This is a genomic window from Rathayibacter sp. AY1C6, from assembly GCF_002931535.1.
GTDB lineage: Bacteria > Actinomycetota > Actinomycetes > Actinomycetales > Microbacteriaceae > Rathayibacter.
In genome coordinates this window covers 40,441-59,534 of record NZ_PSWC01000021.1, presented here as the reverse complement: position 1 = coordinate 59,534, position 19,094 = coordinate 40,441, and the positions used below count along the sequence as shown (strand labels likewise).

The window sequence follows — 19,094 nt, the reverse complement described above, 5'->3', positions numbered from 1 at the left end:
CGGGATCCCCCGTCCGCCCACCGGTTCGCTGCAGAACCCGAGAGGACACGTCGACGATGACGTCACGACCCCCGGGCGGAGGCAGGCCCTCGCGCCTGCTCGCCGCCACCCTCGCCGCATCCGCGACGATCGCCCTCGCCGCCGGCGCCGCCGTGCCGGTCGCCGTCGCCGCGACAGCGGCGACCACTCCCGCGCAGAGCCTGCTCGCGGACTTCACCTTCGACACCGCCCCGAGCGGAGGCGCCTTCACCGACCGGTCGACCCGCGCCGCCGTGAAGGGCACGCCGACCCTCGTCGCCGGCCGCACCGGGCAGGGCAGCGCCGTCTCGCTGTCGTCCTCGTTCTGGCTCGACCTCACTGCGACCGACGGGCAGCCGCTGCTGAAGGGTCGCGACTCCGTCACTCTGTCGTACGACTCGAAGCCCGCCGCCGCGGACAACGTCGGCTGGTCGGTCTTCGCCGCTCGCTCGGCCGCGACCCAGGACTACGCCCAGGAGAAGTACGTCGGCGTCCTCGACAGGACGAACGGCATCACCGTCGAGCGGTACGCCAACAGCGGCGCCCGCGACTCCTCGGGCAACCTCACCGGCCCGAGCAGCACGGAGTGGAAGCACGTCGATCTCGTGCTGAGCGCCGGCACCGCCCGCCTCTACGTCGATGCGAAGCCCGTCGCCGTCACGACGGCCGGCCCCTCGCTCGCGACGGTCCTCGGATCGACCGGCGGAGTCCTGCAGATCGGCAAGGCCAACTGGGGCGGCGGGGAGTACTTCACCGGACTCCTCGACAATCTGCGCGTCTACGACCGCGCCCTGACCGGGGCCGAGCTGGGCGCGACGAGCAGCACCGTGGCGACCGACTTGCGCGCCGCCCTCGACGTCCCCACGACCGTGCTCGGCGACCTGCCCGCGCAGGTCCTCGGGAACACCGTGACGTGGACCGCCTCCGGCGCCGGCGCCGCGCGCGTCTCCTCCACCGGCGCCGTGAACCTCTCGGGCCTCACCGCTCCCGTCGCCGTCCGCCTCCAGGCAGCCGTCGCCGGGCAGACCTACGCGTGGGACAGCACCCTCGCCGTGCCCGGCGGGCGCATCGCCACCTCCGTCAAGACCGTCACCACGACGAACGGAGTGAAGGACGACCCGCTGGCGTACAACGACGACCGTCGCGCGGACTCGCTCTTCACGGCCGCACTGCCCGCCGGCGCGACCACCTGGGAGCCGCTGAACCGCTCGCAGTCGATCCTCTCCGTCCTCAAGGACGGCGATCAGGCGCAGCGCCCGAACGCCCAGATGGGCTCGCCGCTGCTGTTCCGCTCGAAGGACGGCTCGCTCGGCGCGGTCTCGTCGCAGAACAACGCCACGGACTCCGTCTACCTCTGGAGCTCCGCCGACGGCCGCACGTTCCGCGACCAGCGCGTCCTCCGGGTCGCGCCGGGCTCGGTCGTGACCGACCCGCGGATCGTCTTCGACTCCGCCCTCGGCGTCTACAAGCTGTTCTGGACCGATCTGCTCACCACCGAGGGCCGCGTGACGCTGTTCACGGACCTCGCCTCCGGCACCGCTCCCGGAGCGACCACCCGCGCCGACGCCCGCGTCCCCGGTGTCCAGGGCTCGGGTCTCCCCGCCGGGTTCACCCAGGGCCAGGCCGGCGAGACGGCGCTGACCTCGACCGAGTTCAGCACGTTCTACCGCGAGTACGTCGACCTGAAGAACACCGATGTGAAGTCGCTCAGCGGCTCCGTCGACTCCGGCGCCGGATCCGCTGCGATCGCCGCAGCGCTCCCGGGGCAGGCCGTGATGGAGTACAACGACGGCTCGACCAAGTCGCTCAACGTCGACTGGCAGGACGATCTGACCACCGCCGTCGACACCTCGCGTCCCGGGACCTACCGGGTCACCGGCTCCGTCCAGCAGGACCCCGAGGCGATGGTCAACGAGGCCCGCGCGGATCCGCACGTCTTCTTCAACGAGGACGACGGCTACTACTACCTCACGGGCTCGCACTACGGTCAGGACTCGCTCGGCCCGATCGAGGAGAGCTCCAGCTACCGCAAGATCGGCCTCAAGCGCTCGAAGACCATCGCCGGTCTCGACTCCGCTCCCGAGCAGATCGTGATCGACCCCGACGCCGGCACGCCCGGTCGCCAGAGCCAGTACCCGAACACCTTCTACGGCTGGGGCGGATACATCTGGGCGCAGGAGTTCCACAAGATCAACGGCACCTGGTGGATCGTCGCCGGCATGAACAAGGGCTACGCGCCTGTGGGCGGCTGGTGCGACAACACCGTCCTGATCCCCTACACCGGGACCGACGCCTCGATCGCCGAGGGCGGATTCCTCGACCAGACGAAGTGGGGCGAGCCGGTCGTCCTCGAGGGCGCGGCCTTCGACGTCAGCTACATCGACCGCCAGGAGAACGGCGCCACCCAGGGCTACTGGGTCCTGCCCAACGGCAACACGCTCTCCCTCGCCAAGGCGACGATGGGGCCCAAGGGCACCGTCCCGCTGGTGACCGGTGCGGTCACCCGCATCTACGGCGAGAGCCAGCCGTGGGAGTCGGGCAAGCGCTCGCCGACCCCGTCCGACACCACCGAGGGCAACGACCAGGGCGTCGTCGAGGCGCCGTTCATCGTGTCCAAGGGAGGACGCATGTACCTCACCTACTCGGGCGGAACGGTCGACAAGTACTACTCGCTCGGCCTGCTCACGGCCGACGCGAGTGCCGACCTCCTCAACCCCGCGACGTGGACGCAGACCGCGTTCCCCGTGCTGGACACCGAGGACACCTACCTGGGCCGCCTCGGCGCGGACGAGACGCAGTACTTCTCGCGCCAGCAGGCCGGCACCGGGCACAACTCGTTCGTCGAGGACGAGTCGGGCAACCTGCTCCTCGCCTACCACGCCCGCCCCTACCCGGACCCGCACACGGCGACCGATCCGCAGAACGCGGGCGGCCTGTTCGATTCGGACCGCAACACCTGGTTCAAGGGCGTGAACATCCGCGCGAGCGGCCGGCTCGACCTCTCGCTCTCGAAGGAGCAGGAGGTGGCCTCGGCCAACCGCACCGTCACGGCGACGATCACCGTGAAGGCGCCGGCTGTGCCCGTCACCGCCACTGCAGCGGCTCGCTGCGTCGCGGGCAAGGTGGTGGTCACGCTGACCACTGTCAACAAGGCCGCGTCGACCGCCGACCTCCGCTGGAACACCCTGTGGGGCGCGAAGACGCAGCAGATCGATGCGGGCCGGACCGCCTCGCTGGCCGTGACCACGCGGGCCGCCTCGGTCGCCGCCGGCACCGTCCAGGGGGTCGCCACCGTCGGCAGCGCCTCCGCTCCCGTGAGCGCCGCCTACCCGGCGCTCCGCTGCGGCTGACCTGACCGGGTCCTCCGACCGACGACGCCCGGCCGCCTCTCACCTGAGGGCGGCCGGGCGTCGTCGTTCCGGTCTGCGGTGATGTGCCGGGCGACCGGGTCGCGACCCTCGATGATCTCGGCGGTGCAGCCGGCATCGCGGGAGAAGACCCACCGGATGACGCGGCCGCGTCGGACGACCGGACCGTTGCGATCCACGTACGACTCCCCATCGAGGGGAGGTCGTCGGTCGGCGACGTACGGGGTGTCGTGAGTCGGACGGGAAGAGGCGAGCCGGTCTGCCGCTGCTGCACGAACCGGCCCGCCCCTTCGGCATCGTCTCAGTGGACGAGGGCGGCCTCCGCCTCGTCCCAGGCGGGGTTCAGGTCTTCCTTCTTCCCTCGGATGAGGAGGAATCCGGTGAGAGAGGCCGCGACCATGGTCACTGCTGCGGCCAGGAACACGGCCTTGTAGCCGTCGGTGAATGCGGTGAGCTCGGCCGTTCCGGACGCGATGGCGGAGTCCGCGGTGCTCGCGTAGAACACGGTGAACACCGCGAGACCGATGGACCCGCCGATGTGGAAGACGGAGTTGACGACGGCGGAGGCCACTCCGGCGTCCTCGTTCTCGACCCCGAGAAGGGCGAGGTTCTGGACGGGCACGAAGAGCATGGAGAGTCCGATTCCGAGCACGACCAGGGCGGGCAGGACCTGGAGGAAGTAGTTCCCGTCCGGGGTGATGCCGAGGAGCAGGAAGAGCCCTGCTGCCGAGACGAGCGGCCCGACGATCATCAGGGGTCGGGGGCCGAACGTGTTGAGGATCTTCGTGGTGACGGGCGAGAACGCCATGATCGCGACGGTCATGGCGAGGTTCGCGAGTCCTGCCATCAGCGGTCCCATTCCGAGCACGATCTGGAAGTAGAACGCGAGATAGAGGATGGCCCCGATCATCACGGCGCCATTGGCGGCCTGGATCAGGATCGCGCCGCCTCGCACACGACGCAGGATGACGCGCAGGGGCAGCAACGGCTGGTCGACCTTGCGTTCGATGAGCACGAAGACGGTCAGCAGGACGATGCCGAGTGCGAGGAAGGCGACGGTGTCGATCGCGCCCCATCCGTGCTCGGCTCGGGTGAACCCGTAGACGATCGCGCCCAGTCCCAGGGTCACGGTGACGGTTCCCCAGACGTCGTAGCGGTTGTCTCCTTCCGCCTTGCTCTCGCGAAGCACGAGAGCCCCGCCGACGAGGCCGAAGGCGACGAAGATGAGGTTGACGAAGAGGCACCAGCGCCAGTCGGTGAATTCGGTGAGCACGCCGCCCAGGATCAGGCCGATTGCGGCTCCGGATCCGGCGACCGTGCCGAAGACGGCGAAGGCGAGATTGCGCTCCTTGCCGTGGGCGAACGTCACGGTGAGCATGGCGAGTGCGGCGGGGGCGAGCAGTGCCGCGAAGGCGCCCTGGACGCCGCGAGCGATGACGAGTTCCATGCCGCTCTGCGACAGTCCGGCCCAGAGCGAGGCCGCTCCGAAGCCGATCATTCCGACCATGAAGGTGCGCTTGCGGCCCCAGTAATCGGCGATCCGACCGCCCAGAAGGAGAAGTGCTCCGAAAGCGAGGGCGTAGGCGGTGACGACCCACTGGCGCAGGCTGTCGCTCATCCCGAGATCCAGTTGGGCCTGAGGCAGGGCGATGGTGACGATCATCGTGTCGAGGACGACGACGAGCTGGGTCATGGCGAGAACGGCGAGCGCCCACCAGCGGGCGTTCGGCTTGTCCGCGATTCTGGACATGAAGAAACCTCCAGGCTTCTGAGGAATGAAGTCGCTGGAGGTTTTCAGCCTCGGATCCCGCACCGGCAGTGCATCTGACCGCCCGCAGCTCCGAAGCTGGGCAGGCCGTTACCGTACCACAACTATACAATCATGAATGTACAGTTGCTTTCTGATTCGTCGACCGTGACAGCCGTCCCTCCGGCTGCAGTCCGTCGTCAGGACGGCTCGACACCGAGGGGGTCGAGCCTCACCTTCCGACGTCGGCAGGAGAGGATGGCAGACTGGCGGCCGACGCTGTCGCACCCGCTCGTGCGGTGACGCGTCGACACCCTCCGGGCTCCTCAGCACCCGCCATCCCTAGCCGCTCACTCGGACCGAGGGAGCGGCGGAATCGATCACGACATGGAACCGAACCCGCCCAGCGGTGAGGAGGTCCTGCCTTCTCCTCGGACGTCTCCTCGCGCGACGCGACCCAACAACCGGACTCGGATCCTCGACGCAGCGGTCCGTGTCGCGGCGAGGGAAGGTTCTGTTCGCGTCACGCTCGAAGCGACTGCCGAAGAGGCTGGGCTGACACGCGGTGGAATGATGTACCACTTCCGCGATCGAGCCGATCTCGCCCATGCTCTCCAGGAGCACGTCGCGGCCGGCTGGGAAGCCCAGCTGATCGACGTCGCGGGGAAGACCGCGGACGAGGCCACCTTGACGGAGCGAGTGAGTGCCTACGTCGCCGTCGCCCTGACGCCGTCGACGCACATGCAGATCGGACTCCTCCAGGCCACGGGCAGCGACACCGCTCTCCGAGCGCCGGTAGCGGAGGTGCGCCGAAGGTGGACGCCCTCCGCAGAGGAGACCGCGACCGATCCGATCGCTCTCCGCCAGTTCATCGCCTGCCTTGCGGCTGACGGCCTGTGGTCACACCACTCCCTCGGAGGCGATCGGATACCGGACGACACTCGAGCCGCGGTGATCTCCGAGATCATCCAGCTCTCCAGCCCGGGGTGATGCACGAAGGGCACTTTCCGGCGTGAGGCGGATCCCGGTCGGAGGAGCTCGACCGGGACCGAGACTCTTCCTTCTGCAGTCGAGGATCAGGACAGGCCTGTCCCCGGACCCGGCTCCTGGGTCGAGGCGAGCCCCAGGCCGGCCTCGCACTGCTGAGGATGCAGCAGCGACGGCGTCCTCGAGGAGCGCCGCCACCGCCTCGCGCCGCGGCAGCACGGTCGCGAGCGCGGCGCCCATGACGGTCGGCGATGCCTCGTGCTGCCCCGGAGCGCTCGGGACGCGGTCGGAGGCGACGCACGTGTCGAAGTCGCTCCACCTGGAGCGTCACCGACACGACCGGTCCGACGACGGCCGACCAGGAGACGTCCCGCGTGCGCCCGCACTGGCACTCCGCTCGTCAGCGGGACAGCAGCGCGACGTGGATCTCCTCGGCGAGGAGGTCCAGCGCTCTCGCGTGGGACGCCAGGAAGGCCCGGCCGTCGCGCGTGATCGAGAAGCGCTCGATGCGCTGCAGTGCGGTCCTCCTGCCTCTCTCCAGGAGCACCAGGCCCCGGCGGGAGAGCCGGAGGAGCCGCTTGCGCACCTCGAGGACCTCGACACGGTCGCCGGAGCGGAGGTCGAGGACTGCTCGCAGGCGGGTCTCGTCGCGGTTCTCTCCGGTCGCGAGCGCGATCAGGATGAAGACGTCGATGCTGCAGTCGAGCCCGCAGGCTCCGCAGCGGTTCGTGCACCGCGCAGAGCGTGCCAGGGACACGAGGAATCGATCGAGGCGCATCACGGGTATCTCCTGGGGAACGGCGGTCTCCTGCTGCAACGAGAGGAACGGGCCGGACCGGTCACGGTCGGCCCGCATCCGGGAGTCCGCTCAGGAGAGGTTCGCACATCAGCGATCGGTCCGGACAGCAGGATACGGCCCGATCGCCGCCCCGGTCCGCAGCCGGTGGTGATGCCGCCGCGGCGGGATCGTCGGGCGATCAGGGTCGAGGACCCGTCCGAACGGCGCAGGGGGGCTCAGGAGAGAGGGAGGGCGTTGCCGTTGATCAGCAGGAGGTCGTGTCCTCCGACCGCAGCTGCGCTGCCGGCCGCTCCGTCGTCCTTCTCCTCGGTGAGGGTGTGCGACTGCGCGACCTTCGTCAGCACGGGCCCGATGGTCGGGACCGTCCCGGTTCTCACTCTGTGGTGCATCTCGTCGGTCGTCCTTCTGAGGTGGCGGCACTGCAGGGCGGCGCAGTGCCGGTCGGGGGCGGGGCGGTGAGGGAGCGGGCGATCGTGGCGCCCGCTCCCTCACCGTCTCAGCGGCAGCTGCGCGCCGGGTAGTCGACGCTCGTCTGCGTGCTGACCGTCTTCCCGTCGACGACGGCCTTTCCTGTCGCGGCCACCGACCCCGCGGGGATCGAGACCGCTCGGGTGGTGACGGCGCTCGACGCGGACGATCCCGGAGCGACTCCGGTCACGGTCTTCGAGCCGAAGGCGGTGACCGTCGTGATGTCCATGATCGAGCGGCTGTCGTTCTTTACCACAGTGGTCAGGACGACCTTCCCGCTGACGCAGCGGGTCGACGCCGTGGCTGTCACGGTCAGCGGCGACGTGACTGTGACCTTCGCGGTCACAGTCCGGTTCGCGGGTGCGACCTCCTCCGTCGGCGTCAGATCGAAGACCGGCCGGCCGTCGGCGGCGTAGTGGATGCGGGCGAGACGGGTGTCGCGGCCGTCACCCCCGACTCCGTTGCCCCAGGTGTGGTAGACGTACACGTCGTTGCCGTCCTCGTCCTGGGTGACGGCTCCGTGGCCGGGACCCTGCTCGTAGGTGCGGTAGTCGAGGACGCCGTCGGGCATGGGAACGCTCTGCAGGAGCGGGGCGTCGTACTTGGTCCAGCTCGCGATGTCGGTCAGGTCACTGCCCTCCTTCGCCCAGGCGCCGCCCACGATGTACTTCGGGCTGACGCCGCTGCTGGAGTAGACGAGCGTGATCCTCCCGTCGCGCTGGATCGCGAACGCTCCCTCGGACAGGTGGTCCTCGAACGTCAGCGAGGGCACGATGATCGGGGTCGGCTCGCCGATGACGCGGGTGGGGTTCGCGGGATCGACCTTGGCGATCCAGGTCGCCGGGTCGCTCACTCCGTTGTCGACGTAGCGCTGGGACCAGGCGTAGTACGCAGTTCCACCGGACTCGAAGTAGGTCATGTCGAGGCTGATGTTGCGTCCCGTGCCGGGGCGTCCGAGGGCGCTCCCATCGCTCTTCACGACGGCGCGCGGCGCGCTCCAGTCGGAGGGGTTCGCGGGGTCTCCGCCGTCGCGCAGCTGCATGATGTGCGCCTGCACCGTGAACCACTGACCGTTCTGGTTCGACTGGTCGTTGTCCGGGTTGAAGCACGGGGCGAACAGGATGGAGAGCTTGCCGCCGATCTCGTGGATCTCGGGGGCCCAGTAGCAGCCCGCGATCACCTTGCCCTCGGCGGTGCGGTCCATCCGCGTGGTGCGGTTGAGGAGGTCCACCTCACGGGCCCGTCCGCCGTTGTCGTCGCTGAGCTGGTCGATGCTGTCGGCGACCCGGATCGGCAGGTGCTGCGAGGCGACGTTGTTGTTGTTCGTGTCGTCCGTGGCGGTGAAGAGGTACTGCGTCTTCCCGTTGCGCTCGTAGCGGTAGATCGTCGGATCCGCGCGGTTGTAGGCGAACGGCTCGTTGTACTGCCGCTGGCGGACGGTCCCGGAGAGGTCGTACGTTCCCGGGCCCTTCGCGGCGAGGTCGGCGAGCTGCTGCTGGTTCCAGTCGATGCCGAGGCTGCCGGTCGAGCCGTCGTTGTAGGAGAGCTGCGCCTTCACTCCGGACAGGGCGGAGGTGTCGCCCTGATCGATCGTCTGCGGTGCGACCGAGGATCCGGTGTTGACCGTGCGGCCGAACTTCTTCACGAGCGAGTCGGCGACGGAGCCGGAGACCGTCAGCGCGCCGCCCGGCAGAGCGTCGGCGACGCGGCCCGGGACTCCGGAGAGGTCGGGAGCGGCGACGGTGGCGGGGCTTCCTCCGAGGACCGCACCGCGGTTCCCGTCGGTCACGACGACGCTGCGACGGCCGCCGTCCTTCGGCCAGAACGCCTGCGCGCGGAGCTCGGTGCGGGCGAGGTCAGTGACGGTCGTGTACTTCGCCGCCCCGGAGGAGTCCGTCCAGGAGACGAGGTAGCGGTTCTGGTCCGTGTCGAAGACGGCCTTCGGCGCGACGACGCCGCCGGTGGTGCCGAGGTCGATGAGGCCGAGCTCGGTGAAGTCGGACGCGGTGGCGTCCGTGGCCTTGAAGATCAGAGCGCTCGAGGCCCCGGTGCCGTCGGACGCGCCCGACTGCAGGACGCGCGTGGCGATCACGCCGACGGTGCCGTCGGCGAAGGTGAACAGCGAGGGGTTCGCGAGGCCGCGGTTGTCGGCCTTGTCGGTTCCGAGGAAGACCCCGTCGGCGAAGAGGACTCCCGAGTTGCCCGAGAGCGGTGCTGCGTCGGCGACGGACGAGCCGAGTGCCAGGTGGAGGCCGCGGGCGATCGTGTCCTGGTTCGCCTTGTCCTCGCCGGTCGGCGTCCGGGTGTACGACACCACGGTCTTCGCCGTGGAGGCGCTGAGGACGGTGGTGCGGAAGGTCTTCGTCAGCGTGGTGGCGCCGACCTTCACGGAGGCGGTGAGCGCGAGTGCCCGGTCGGTCGCCGAGTCGTTCACGAGGCGGCTGCCGGACAGGCCGGCACCGTCCGCGCTCCACGACACGGTGTAGCCGGCGACCGTGGGAAGAGCGGTTCCGGAGGCGACGGTCGGCGGGACGACGAGGGCCGTGCGCAGGCGCGCCGTGGCGTCGGCCTCGGTGTCGGCGGCGACGGTGACGGTTCGCGCGGTGCCGGTGGCGGCGGATCCGGCGAACGTCGCGGTCGGGGTCAGGGTCACGGTGGCGTTCGCCGAGCCGGGTGCCGGGCGGCGCACGGAGCCGTCGGTGCCGATCACCGCGGGGTCGCTGCTCGCCCAGGTGAGGACGGAGCCGCCCGCGCCGCGGGTCGGGAGGGAGAGGTCGCTGGTGACGGGTCCGGTCACGGCGATGGTCGCCGCGGCGGCGTCCGATGCAGCGATCGCGGCAGCGGCCGGAGCCGCGTCCTCGCGCACCTGGTCCTGGGTCAGTGCGGAGGAGTAGACGTGCACGTCGTCCATCGCCCCGGCGAAGAGAGGGTCGGGGCCGTAGAACGACTTGCCGAGGAGGCCGGAGAAGGCGGAGGTGCCGACAGTCGCCGCTCCGGTCGCGGAGGTCGGGGTGGTCTGGGCGAGCCGGCCGTCGACGTAGGTCGAGACGCTGACGCCGCTGCGCAGGACCACGGCGACGTGGCTCCAGCGGCCGGTGGCGGCGGGACCGGAGTCGGCCGCGCGCTGCTCCGAGCCGTTCTTCACGGCACCGATCAGGCTGCTTCCGCACTGGGGCGTGGTGAAGAGGTACCGCTCGGTCGACTGCCCGAGCGCGTACGCCCAGCTGCAGTTCTGGTTCCCCTCCCAGCGCAGCCAGGCCGACATGGTCACGTCGGTGGTGGCCGCCGTGGTCAGTCCCGGCGCGATCTCGGCGTAGGCGGCGGAGCTGCCTGCGGCGCCGCCGGGGAGGCGGAGTGCGCGGTCGGTGCCGCCGCGCGGACCGGCGACGGTCGTCGCTCCGGTCCCGCGCACGGTGGCGGAGCGGCCCGCAGCGGAGTCGGTCAGGGTCGTGCCCGCGCCCACGGCGGAGCCGACGGCGGCGGACGAGGAGAAGTCGTAGGAGAGGACCGGGCTGGGCACCGCGGCCTGTGCGGGTGCCGCGCCGAGCGCAGCCCCTCCCGCTGTCAGGCTCGCGGCGACCAGGAGGGCCGTCGTGCGTCGGAACCGCATTGTTCGTCTACTTCCGTGGGAGAGGTGGATGCGGGGAGCACGGACCCAGGGTCCCTGCTCCCCTGCTCCGGTGGCCGGAGGCCCCGGAACGGAGGAGGTCAGGGGAGGGGCGGCTGGACGCCGCCCCTCCCCTGTCACCGGCCTAGCGGCAGGTGAGCGCCGAGTACGGCGCGGTGGCCGTCCTGGTGCCGTTCGCGTCCTTCGAGGCGACGCTCACCTCGCCCGCGGTGACCGAGGTCGCCCGGGTGGTGAAGGCGGCGGACACGGACTTGCCGGGAGCGACCCCGGCGAAGGTCCTGCTCCCCCACTGCGAGCCGACGGTCATCTCGACCGTGGAGCCGCTCGTGTTGGTGCCGGTCGCGGTGACCGTCACCTTGCCGGCGACGCAGCGGCTCGCGGCCGAGGCCGTCAGCGACGGTCCGGGAGGAGCCGTGGCGGTGATGGTGGCGATGGCCGGCGTCGCTGCCGAGTTGGCGAGCTGTCCGCGCACCTGCACGGTGTCGCCCGCCTTCTTCAGCGAGCTGAGATCGGCGGTCGCCCACGTCACGGCGACCGTCTCGCGGTGGCCGTCCTTGAACGTCGCGCCCACCGTGGCGGGCAGGTCGACGGTGGTCGATCCGGCCTGAACGGTCCGCGCCACGGCGTCGATCGAGGTCACCAGGAGCGACGGGTTCCACTTCGCGGCGAGCCCGTCGCGCTCCTTCGCGGTGATGGAGACGACGGATCCGTGGCGGGGCGACGTCGGCAGCGAGAAGCTGCTGGGGATCGTCCACTGGATGTCGCCCTCGAGCGAGTTCGTGCCGAGCGGGATGTAGCCGCGTCCGCCGTAGTTGTCGGTCCAGAGGAAGTACTTGTACCCCGCCCGGTCGCCCTCGTTGGTCTTGAAGATCTCGGGACCCTCGACCTCCGGCGTTCCGGCGGTGCGGCCGATGCAGGTGTCGATGAGGCTCCACGCACCGGAGGCGGTGGTGGCGCGGAGGTTCGTCGACTTCTGTCCGATGATGTCGGGCGAGGGGCAGCCGCTGGTCTGGGTCGCCTTCGTGAAGCGGTAGTAGGTGTCGCCGTCCTTGAGCATCGTGGCGTCGATCAGTCCGTTGCTCTTGTTGAGCGAGGGGACGTCAGCGGCCTTGAACCAGACCTCGGGGGTGGTGAAGTCGCGGAAGTCGCGGGTGGTGGACGTGAGGATCTGCGGTCCGTTGCCGTCCTCGACGTTGCGCGTGCTGTCGGTGAAGAGGGCCGAGGTCCAGTAGACGACGTAGGCGTCGATGGTGGGGTCGTAGGTGGCCTCCGGTGCCCAGGTCATGCCCGCGTTGGGCAGGTTGACCTCGACGTGGCGCTGCTGGCCCCAGTTGACGAGGTCGGTGGACTCCCAGATCTCGAGGTAGCGGCTGCCGCGGTTGGTCGATCCGCCGAAGCCGGTGGTGCCGACGGAGAGGTCGGTGGCCATCAGGAAGAAGCGGTCGCCCTCCTTCGAGCGGAAGACGAACGGGTCGCGCAGCCCCTTCGTGCCCATGGTGGAGGTGAGGATCGGCTGGGCGTCGTTCAGGGTCTTCCACGTGAGCGAGTCGTTGCCGTCGGAGGTCGCGAAGCGGATCTTCTCGCCTTCGATGCTGTCGCCGGTGAAGTACGCGAACAGGTACGCGTCGAGGTCGCTCGCGGCCACGGGAGCCGCGGCCGGAACGGTACGCGTGAGGGTCCGCACGAGGGGCGTGGTGCCGGCGACGGTGACCGTCGCGGTGAGGGTGACGGTGGTGTCGGCGGACGGACGCGTGAGCGAGCCCTTCGCGACGACGTTCGGCGCGGTGCCCTTGTCGGCGGAGGTGATGACGGCCTCGTTCGACGAGGTCCAGCTGACCACGGCGCTGGAGCTGTTCGCGCGCGCGGCGGTGGCGGCGACGTCGGCTCCGGTCGAGGGCAGGTTCAGGCTGCCGCGCACCGGTCCGGCGAGAGCGGGATCGTTGCTGATGCCGTCGGCGACGGCCCGGGCGAGCTCGGCCTCGGCGCTGTCACCGGCGGCGTACGCCGGGACGAAGACGGTGGTCGCACGGCCGACGACGGTGATGCCGCCGTGGACGGCGGTCGGGGTCAGCGTGACGGTGGCGTCCGGGCTGCCCGCGGCGGGCCGGGTGACGACGCCGCTGGTGCTGACGACGCCGGGGGCGCTCGACGTCCAGGTGATCGTGGAGCCGTTGGCGCCGGTCGTGGGGAGTGCGAGGTTCGAGGTCACGTTCGAGGTGTCGCCGAGCGAGACGGCGGCGTCCTGGTTCGCGAGAACCGAGTGCACGGATGCGGCGCTCTGCTGCACCTGGCCGGCGGTGAGCGCGGAGGTCCAGACCTGCATGTCGTCGATGGCACCGGCCCAGTAGGCGTCCGCGCCGTAGAACGACTTGCCGAGGAAGCCGGAGAACGTGGACGTTCCGATCGCGGACGCGGCGGTGAAGGTCGTGCTGCCCTGGCCGACGAGAGCTCCATCGAAGTAGGTCGAGACCGACTGGCCGCCCTTGACGACGACCGCCATGTGCACCCAGCGGTTCGCGGCGACCGGAGTGTTGCCTGCGGCCCGCACCTCGGAGCCGCTCTTGATCGCGCCGAAGCCGGCCGGTCCGCACTTCGTGGTGGAGAGGACGTGGGAGTCGACGCTGGAGCCGAGCGTGAAGGGCCAGGTGCAGTCCGGAGCACCGCTCCAGCGCAGCCAGGCGGACATCGTGACGTCCTGCGTGCCGGCGGGGATCAGGCCCGGGGCGATCCGGACGTGCGGCGCGGCCGACGTGCTCGATCCGCCCGGGAGCGAGAGAGCGCGGTCGGTGGAGGCGCCGGAGGGACCCGCGACGCTGGTCGCGCCGGAGTTGATCAGGGTGCCGGGGTGGTTGCCCGGAGCGGAGTCGGCGACGACGGCTCCATTGGCGAGCGTCGCGCCGATGCCGTCGAACGAGTACTGCAGCGCGGGAGCGGGGACGGTCTCTGCGGCGCCGGCGGCGCCGATCGGTCCGAGTACGCCGCCGAGGCAGGCGATGGCGAGCGTCAGCGCGGCGCCCGCTCGGGGGAGGCGTGAGCGCCGGGTGCGCTCCTGCCGGGGGGTTCGTGACATGGGGGGTCCTTCAGGTGAGGGGTCGGAGGGGGAGGACGGAGCCCGCGCGATCGGCCGGCGGAGTGGTGAGTCCGGCGTCCGTCTGGCGGGGAGGGAATCGCCGGAAGGCGGCCCGGGACGCGGGCCTGGCGACCCGTGATCGGGAGGCGGAGGTCGACGTGGGTGCGAGGACGAGACGTCGCGCGCTGCGGGCGCCGACCGCGGTCACCGCGTGGAAGGTGTCGGCCGGGCCGACAGTCATCGGGGCCGGGCGTGGGCCTGCGGCGGGAGGGTGCGGCGGGAGGGTGGTGCTGTCGTCATCATCGACGTTCCTCTCAGGTTCGCCTTCGAACCGGTCGGAGTGGGACGCGAGGCGCGAGGACGCGCTTGCCCACTTCAGGTGACACCGTACCGACTTTTGTTAACGGTAACAATGGCGGATTCCCGGGCGATGCCGCAGCGACGGCGGGTGTGAGCGCTCTCTCCCTGCGAGCACGGGGATCCGCGTGGACGGATCACCCTCGCCCGGCGGGGCTCGGACCGGATCCGCTCGAGACCGGCACTTGACACCGGCTCCGCGACCGGTCGATGGTTGTCCACGTCAACATGCAGGTCGTGATCAGCTTCCCATCCCACTCGGAGCGTCGGCGCTGACGCGTCCCGCGGCGGGACGACCGGATCACCATCCCGGTCGCTCCGGCGCATCCTCTGCCGTGCTCCGATCCCTTCGGACACGGCTCCTTCCTGCGACCCTCATCCGCGTCCCTTCGGGGACGCCGGATGTCTGTGAAAGGCACCCATGTCCCGGACAACGAAGTCCCACCCCTCCAAGCGCCTGATCGGCGCCCTGATCGCGGCCGTCGTCGGCATCACGACCTTCGGCATCAGCTCGCCCGCCTCTGCAGCCACCGCCCCGGTCGGCCTCGGATCGGCGCAGGAGATCCGCAACCAGCACAGCAGCATGTGTCTCGACGACTTCGACTTCGGCACTCAGCCCGGAGCCGAGGTGCGGCAGTGGAGCTGCACCGAGGGGAGCAACCAGCGCTGGCAGGTCACCGACCTCGGCACCGGCTACGCCGAGATCAAGAACACCTTCAGCAACCTCTGCCTCGACAACTTCGACTTCGGCACCACTCCGGGCTCGGAGGTGCGGCAGTGGAGCTGCAACGGAAGCACCGCCCAGCAGTGGCGGATCACCTCCGTCGGCGGAGGCTACGCCGAGATCGCCAATCGGCACAGCGACCTCTGCCTCGACAACAAGGACTTCCGCCAGATCGACGGCTCCCCCATTCAGCAGTGGACCTGCACCGGCTCCAAGGCCCAGCGCTGGGCACTGACCGATCCGACCGTGCAGAAGATCACCTGGACGCTGAACCGCGTCGCGAGCCCGACCGCGGACGAGGCCGACGCCTACGCCCGCATCACCGACGCGATGGACCGCGCCGTGGCGCGCTACAACCGCCTCAGCAACATCTCCCGCTCCCTGACCGTCTCGTACAGCCCCGGAACCCCGACGGCCGATGCGAACATCTACGGCCAGATCCGCTTCGGCAAGGAGCGCGTCTACATGGTGGAGGGCACCGCCATGCACGAGATCTCGCACACCGTGGGCTTGGGCACGTCGACCACCTTCAACACGAACTGCGAGAACAGCAGCTGGGACTCGGCCCTGGCACTGCTGCGCACCTGGGACGGACCGGACGCGACAATCCAGTGCACCCCGGGTCACATCTTGAACTACGGCCTCAACTACAACAGCGAGTTCAGCCAGCTGAACCTCGAGCGCCACGTGAAGCTGGTGCAGTCCATGCTCAGTGACGGCATGTAGCCGTCACTCGAGGCACGCCCGAACGAGCATCCTCGCCGCCCCTCGCGGGCGGCCGGCGCCGGCGGGGCGGGGAACCAGAGCCCTCCCCCCCGCCGGCGCCGCATGCCCCGATGTCTCCCTCCGGAGGCGCGGGGCAGCGGAGCGCTCGGGAGTCGAGGAGGGCCCCTCGACCGGGTGGTCGCAGCCGACGTGCCGGACGCCGCACCCTGGGGAGGGGGCGTCCGGCACGTCTTCCTCGTGTCGGCGCCGTCCGGTCCGCCGGACCCCCCGGAGGCGCATGACGGGCGGCGTCTGCGGGCGCTAGCGGTTCTGCTCGACGGTGCTCGGCGCGGTCCGGTGCGTCTCCGGCGCCTCCGTGCCGACGGGCTCCGCCTCCCCGCTCGCCGCGGCCTCCCGCAGGTACTGCGCCGACATGACGCGGTAGGAGCCGGTGAGCATCGCCGCGCCGGCCGCGATGATCATGACGACTCCGCCGACCAGGAACACCAGCGCGATCCCCCGGCCGATGCCGTCGCCGAGCAGCCCGCCGAACGCCGAGCGCCCGGCCGGCGACTCCATGTACGGGATGAGCGCGAACTCGGCGATCGGGGCGATGAGGAACGACGTGATCGGAGCGGCGGCCGACTCGAACGCCGCCGCGAAGCCGAAGACGCGCCCCTGGGTCTCGAAGGGGACGACCTTCTGGATCACCGTCTGCTCGGCGGCCTCGACCGCCGGGATCAGGGTCATGTAGATCCAGATGCCGCCGGCGTAGAGCCACCACCAGTCGCGGAGGGTGAAGACCGCGCCGATCAGGCCCATCGCCATCACGAGCAGCAGCATCGTCCGGATCGGGTTCCTCCCGAGACCGAACCTCGCGACGAGCAGACCGCCGATGACGAAACCGGTCGCCGTCACTCCGAGCACCACGCCCCACAGCTCGACCGGGAACAGCTCGAGGCCGTACGGGTCCATCAGCGCCATGTAGACGCCGCCGATCAGGTTGTTGAACGTCGAGAAGACGATGAGCGCGAACAGCCCGGTCGCCGCCCGCACCGCGGTGATGCTGCCGCGGAGATCGATCAGCGGCGCCCTCTCCCCCGTCGGCGCGGGCCGGTCCTCCGGGATGCGCAGGAAGAGGAGGTGCAGGAGCGCGGCGGCGGAGAGACCGATCGCGATCACCAGCGTCCACCCCATGCCGAGCAGGCCGATGGCGAGCCCGCTGAAGACGCTCGTCACCACGAAGGCGAGGCCCTGGACCGTCCCGACGAGGCCGTTCGCGCGGGCGTGCCCCTCCACCGGGACCAGCAGGGTCACCGTCGTGGACAGGGCGATGTTGCGCATGTTCTCGATGACGGCGCCGAAGAGGATCGTTCCCGAGAACACCCAGAACCAGGGGGCGCGGAAGTCCAGGAGCGCCGCCTCGGGCAGCGCGAGGAAGAGACCGCCCGCGACGCCGAACGACACGAGCGTGACCGCCCCGGCGAAGACCATGACGCGGAACTTGCGGTGCCGGTCCACGATCGTGCCGAAGGCCATCGCGAAGACCGCGACGAGCAGCATGTAGGCGCCGCCGATGATCCCGGTCGCCAGGACGGAGCGCGTTTCGAGGTACACCCAGAACGTGAGCGCGAACCAGAGGAAGCTCGTCGTCACGTTCGCTACGGCGGTGTTGAGGAGGATCTGGTGGAAGTCGCGGAGCCTCGTCGAGGCGTCGACGGCGGGTCCGGGCACGGGGGCGGTCGAGGACACGGCTTCCCTCCGCTCGCGACGGCGCCGTCGGTCCCGCGGCGGGAGTCGAGGGTCGTCGCAGCCACTGTAGGACCGCGTCGTCGGCGAGTCGAGAGGGACCGGGCGTCCGGCGGGGATGCGCTGCCGCCTCCCGCGCGGAGGCGGGCGCCGCCGCCCTCGCGACCCGGATCAGCGGGCCTCGGGGGCGGCGGCGCCGACGGGTCAGACGATGGCGGCGCGGAGGGCCGCGGCGGCCTCGCCGACGTCCGGGGCGCCGTAGATGGCCCCGCCCGCGACGGCCACGAGGGCGCCGGCGCGCTGCACCGACTCGATGGTGGCGGTGCTCACGCCGCCCGCGACCGAGAACGGCACGCCGGAGGACTCGCCGTCGCGCAGCAGGGTCTCGAAGGTGAAGCCCTCCTCCGCCTGCTCGTCCAGACCGGCGTGCATCTCGACGAACTCGGCGCCGAGGGCGACGACCTCGCGGGCGCGGGCGGCCTTGTCGGGCACGCCGATGAGGTCGACGACGACGCCCTTGCCGTGCTTCCTCCCGGCGGCGATCGCGCCGGAGATGGTGCTGTCGCCGGCGACGCCGAGGACCGTCACGAGGTCGGCGCCGGCCGCGAAGGCCATGTCGGCCTCGAGCTCGCCCGCGTCCATCGTCTTGAGGTCGGCGAAGACCGTCTTGTCGGGGTGCGCCTCCTTGATGGCGGTGATGGCGGAGAGGCCGGCGCTCTTGATGAGCGGGGTGCCCAGCTCGAGGATGTCGACGTGCGGGGCGGCGGCAGCGGCGAGCTCGAGGGCGGCGTCGGTGCTGAGGGTGTCCATGGCGAACTGGAGCTTCACGGGGTTCTTCTTCCTGTCGAGGTGGGGAGTCGGGTCATTCGAGGTTCGCGTGGCGCGGCCAGAGCTCGTCGGCGCTGTCGCCGCGGCGCTGCCAGAGCGCGTGGAACAGGGCGTCGCCGGTGAGCACGACGACCTGCTCGAAGAGCCCGCCGGAGTACTGCGCCGAGGCGGCCCCGGAGCGGTCGAGCTTGTCGGCGGCGGGCACGACCACCACGGCGGAGGCGAGCCCGGCCAGCGGGGAGTCGGCGGCGGTCGTGATCGCCGCGACCCGCGCTCCGGCGTCGACGGCGGCCTGCGCGGCGCGGACGATGCCCCCGGTGGTGCCGGAGCCGCTCGCGGTGAGCAGCACGTCGCCGCCGCGGATCGCCGGGGTCGTCACGTCGCCGACTAGGTGCACCACGAGTCCGAGGTGCATGAGGCGCATGGCGGTCATCCGCAGGGCGAGGCCGGAGCGGCCGGCGCCGTGGACGAAGACGCGGTCGGCGCCGGCGAGCAGCTCGAGGACGGGCTCGAGCCGGTCGGTCGTCAGCGAGGCGGTCGCGGCGGACACCTCGGCGGCGATCACGGCGAGCGCCTCTGCGGGGTCGGTGGTGCGGTCGTCAGCGGGCATGGGTCCACAGTGCGCCCGGCGACCGGATCCGCGCGC

General features: G+C 70.8%; 11 protein-coding genes. 3 read left to right on the top strand and 8 right to left on the bottom strand.

Translation table 11 applies throughout. The features are described from left to right. Positions 1 to 56: 56 nt before the first annotated feature. Complete coding sequence (locus C5D36_RS12885) at positions 57 to 3,368, top strand: family 43 glycosylhydrolase (RefSeq protein WP_181072892.1); 3,312 nt, start codon at positions 57 to 59, stop codon at positions 3,366 to 3,368. Between the two features lie 319 nt (positions 3,369 to 3,687). Here the strand turns inward: C5D36_RS12885 and C5D36_RS12880 are convergent, their stop codons facing one another. Then, on the bottom strand, positions 3,688 to 5,136 hold the full coding sequence (locus tag C5D36_RS12880) for an MFS transporter (RefSeq protein ID WP_104247852.1): 1,449 nt from the start codon (positions 5,134 to 5,136) through the stop codon (positions 3,688 to 3,690). A gap of 384 nt (positions 5,137 to 5,520) precedes the next feature. Between C5D36_RS12880 and C5D36_RS12875 the strand changes: the two genes are divergently transcribed. Beyond that, complete coding sequence (locus C5D36_RS12875) at positions 5,521 to 6,123, top strand: TetR/AcrR family transcriptional regulator (RefSeq protein WP_104295994.1); 603 nt, start codon at positions 5,521 to 5,523, stop codon at positions 6,121 to 6,123. 397 nt (positions 6,124 to 6,520) lie between these two features. On the opposite strand, the gene C5D36_RS12870 is transcribed toward C5D36_RS12875, so the two are convergent. From C5D36_RS12870 to C5D36_RS12860, 4 genes are all read right to left on the bottom strand, one after another. Then, positions 6,521 to 6,901: a hypothetical protein gene (locus tag C5D36_RS12870; RefSeq protein WP_104249689.1), complete on the bottom strand. Its 381-nt coding sequence runs from the start codon at positions 6,899 to 6,901 to the stop codon at positions 6,521 to 6,523. A 233-nt stretch (positions 6,902 to 7,134) separates the two neighbouring features. Continuing rightward, the gene (locus C5D36_RS16920) at positions 7,135 to 7,296 is read right to left on the bottom strand and encodes a hypothetical protein (protein WP_181067898.1); all 162 of its coding nucleotides are present in this window, start codon (positions 7,294 to 7,296) and stop codon (positions 7,135 to 7,137) included. A 119-nt stretch (positions 7,297 to 7,415) separates the two neighbouring features. Next, on the bottom strand, positions 7,416 to 10,997 hold the full coding sequence (locus C5D36_RS12865; protein ID WP_104226027.1) for a family 43 glycosylhydrolase: 3,582 nt from the start codon (positions 10,995 to 10,997) through the stop codon (positions 7,416 to 7,418). 142 nt (positions 10,998 to 11,139) lie between these two features. After that, complete coding sequence (locus C5D36_RS12860) at positions 11,140 to 14,085, bottom strand: immunoglobulin-like domain-containing protein (RefSeq protein ID WP_104226028.1); 2,946 nt, start codon at positions 14,083 to 14,085, stop codon at positions 11,140 to 11,142. A gap of 778 nt (positions 14,086 to 14,863) precedes the next feature. On the opposite strand from C5D36_RS12860, the gene C5D36_RS12855 reads away from it, so the two are divergent. Further along, entirely contained in the window at positions 14,864 to 15,892 is a 1,029-nt protein-coding gene (locus C5D36_RS12855; protein ID WP_104226029.1) for an RICIN domain-containing protein, read from the top strand. Between the two features lie 300 nt (positions 15,893 to 16,192). Here C5D36_RS12855 and C5D36_RS12850 read toward each other — a convergent pair whose 3' ends face one another. From C5D36_RS12850 to hxlB, 3 genes are all read right to left on the bottom strand, one after another. Beyond that, a complete protein-coding gene (locus C5D36_RS12850; RefSeq protein WP_104226030.1) occupies positions 16,193 to 17,623 on the bottom strand; it encodes an MFS transporter in 1,431 nt (476 codons plus the stop codon). A 201-nt stretch (positions 17,624 to 17,824) separates the two neighbouring features. After that, positions 17,825 to 18,448: a 3-hexulose-6-phosphate synthase gene (hxlA, locus tag C5D36_RS12845; protein WP_104282514.1), complete on the bottom strand. Its 624-nt coding sequence runs from the start codon at positions 18,446 to 18,448 to the stop codon at positions 17,825 to 17,827. Positions 18,449 to 18,482: 34 nt separating this feature from the next. Beyond that, a complete protein-coding gene (gene hxlB, locus C5D36_RS12840; RefSeq protein WP_104295993.1) occupies positions 18,483 to 19,058 on the bottom strand; it encodes a 6-phospho-3-hexuloisomerase in 576 nt (191 codons plus the stop codon). Between the last annotated feature and the right edge of the window lie 36 nt (positions 19,059 to 19,094).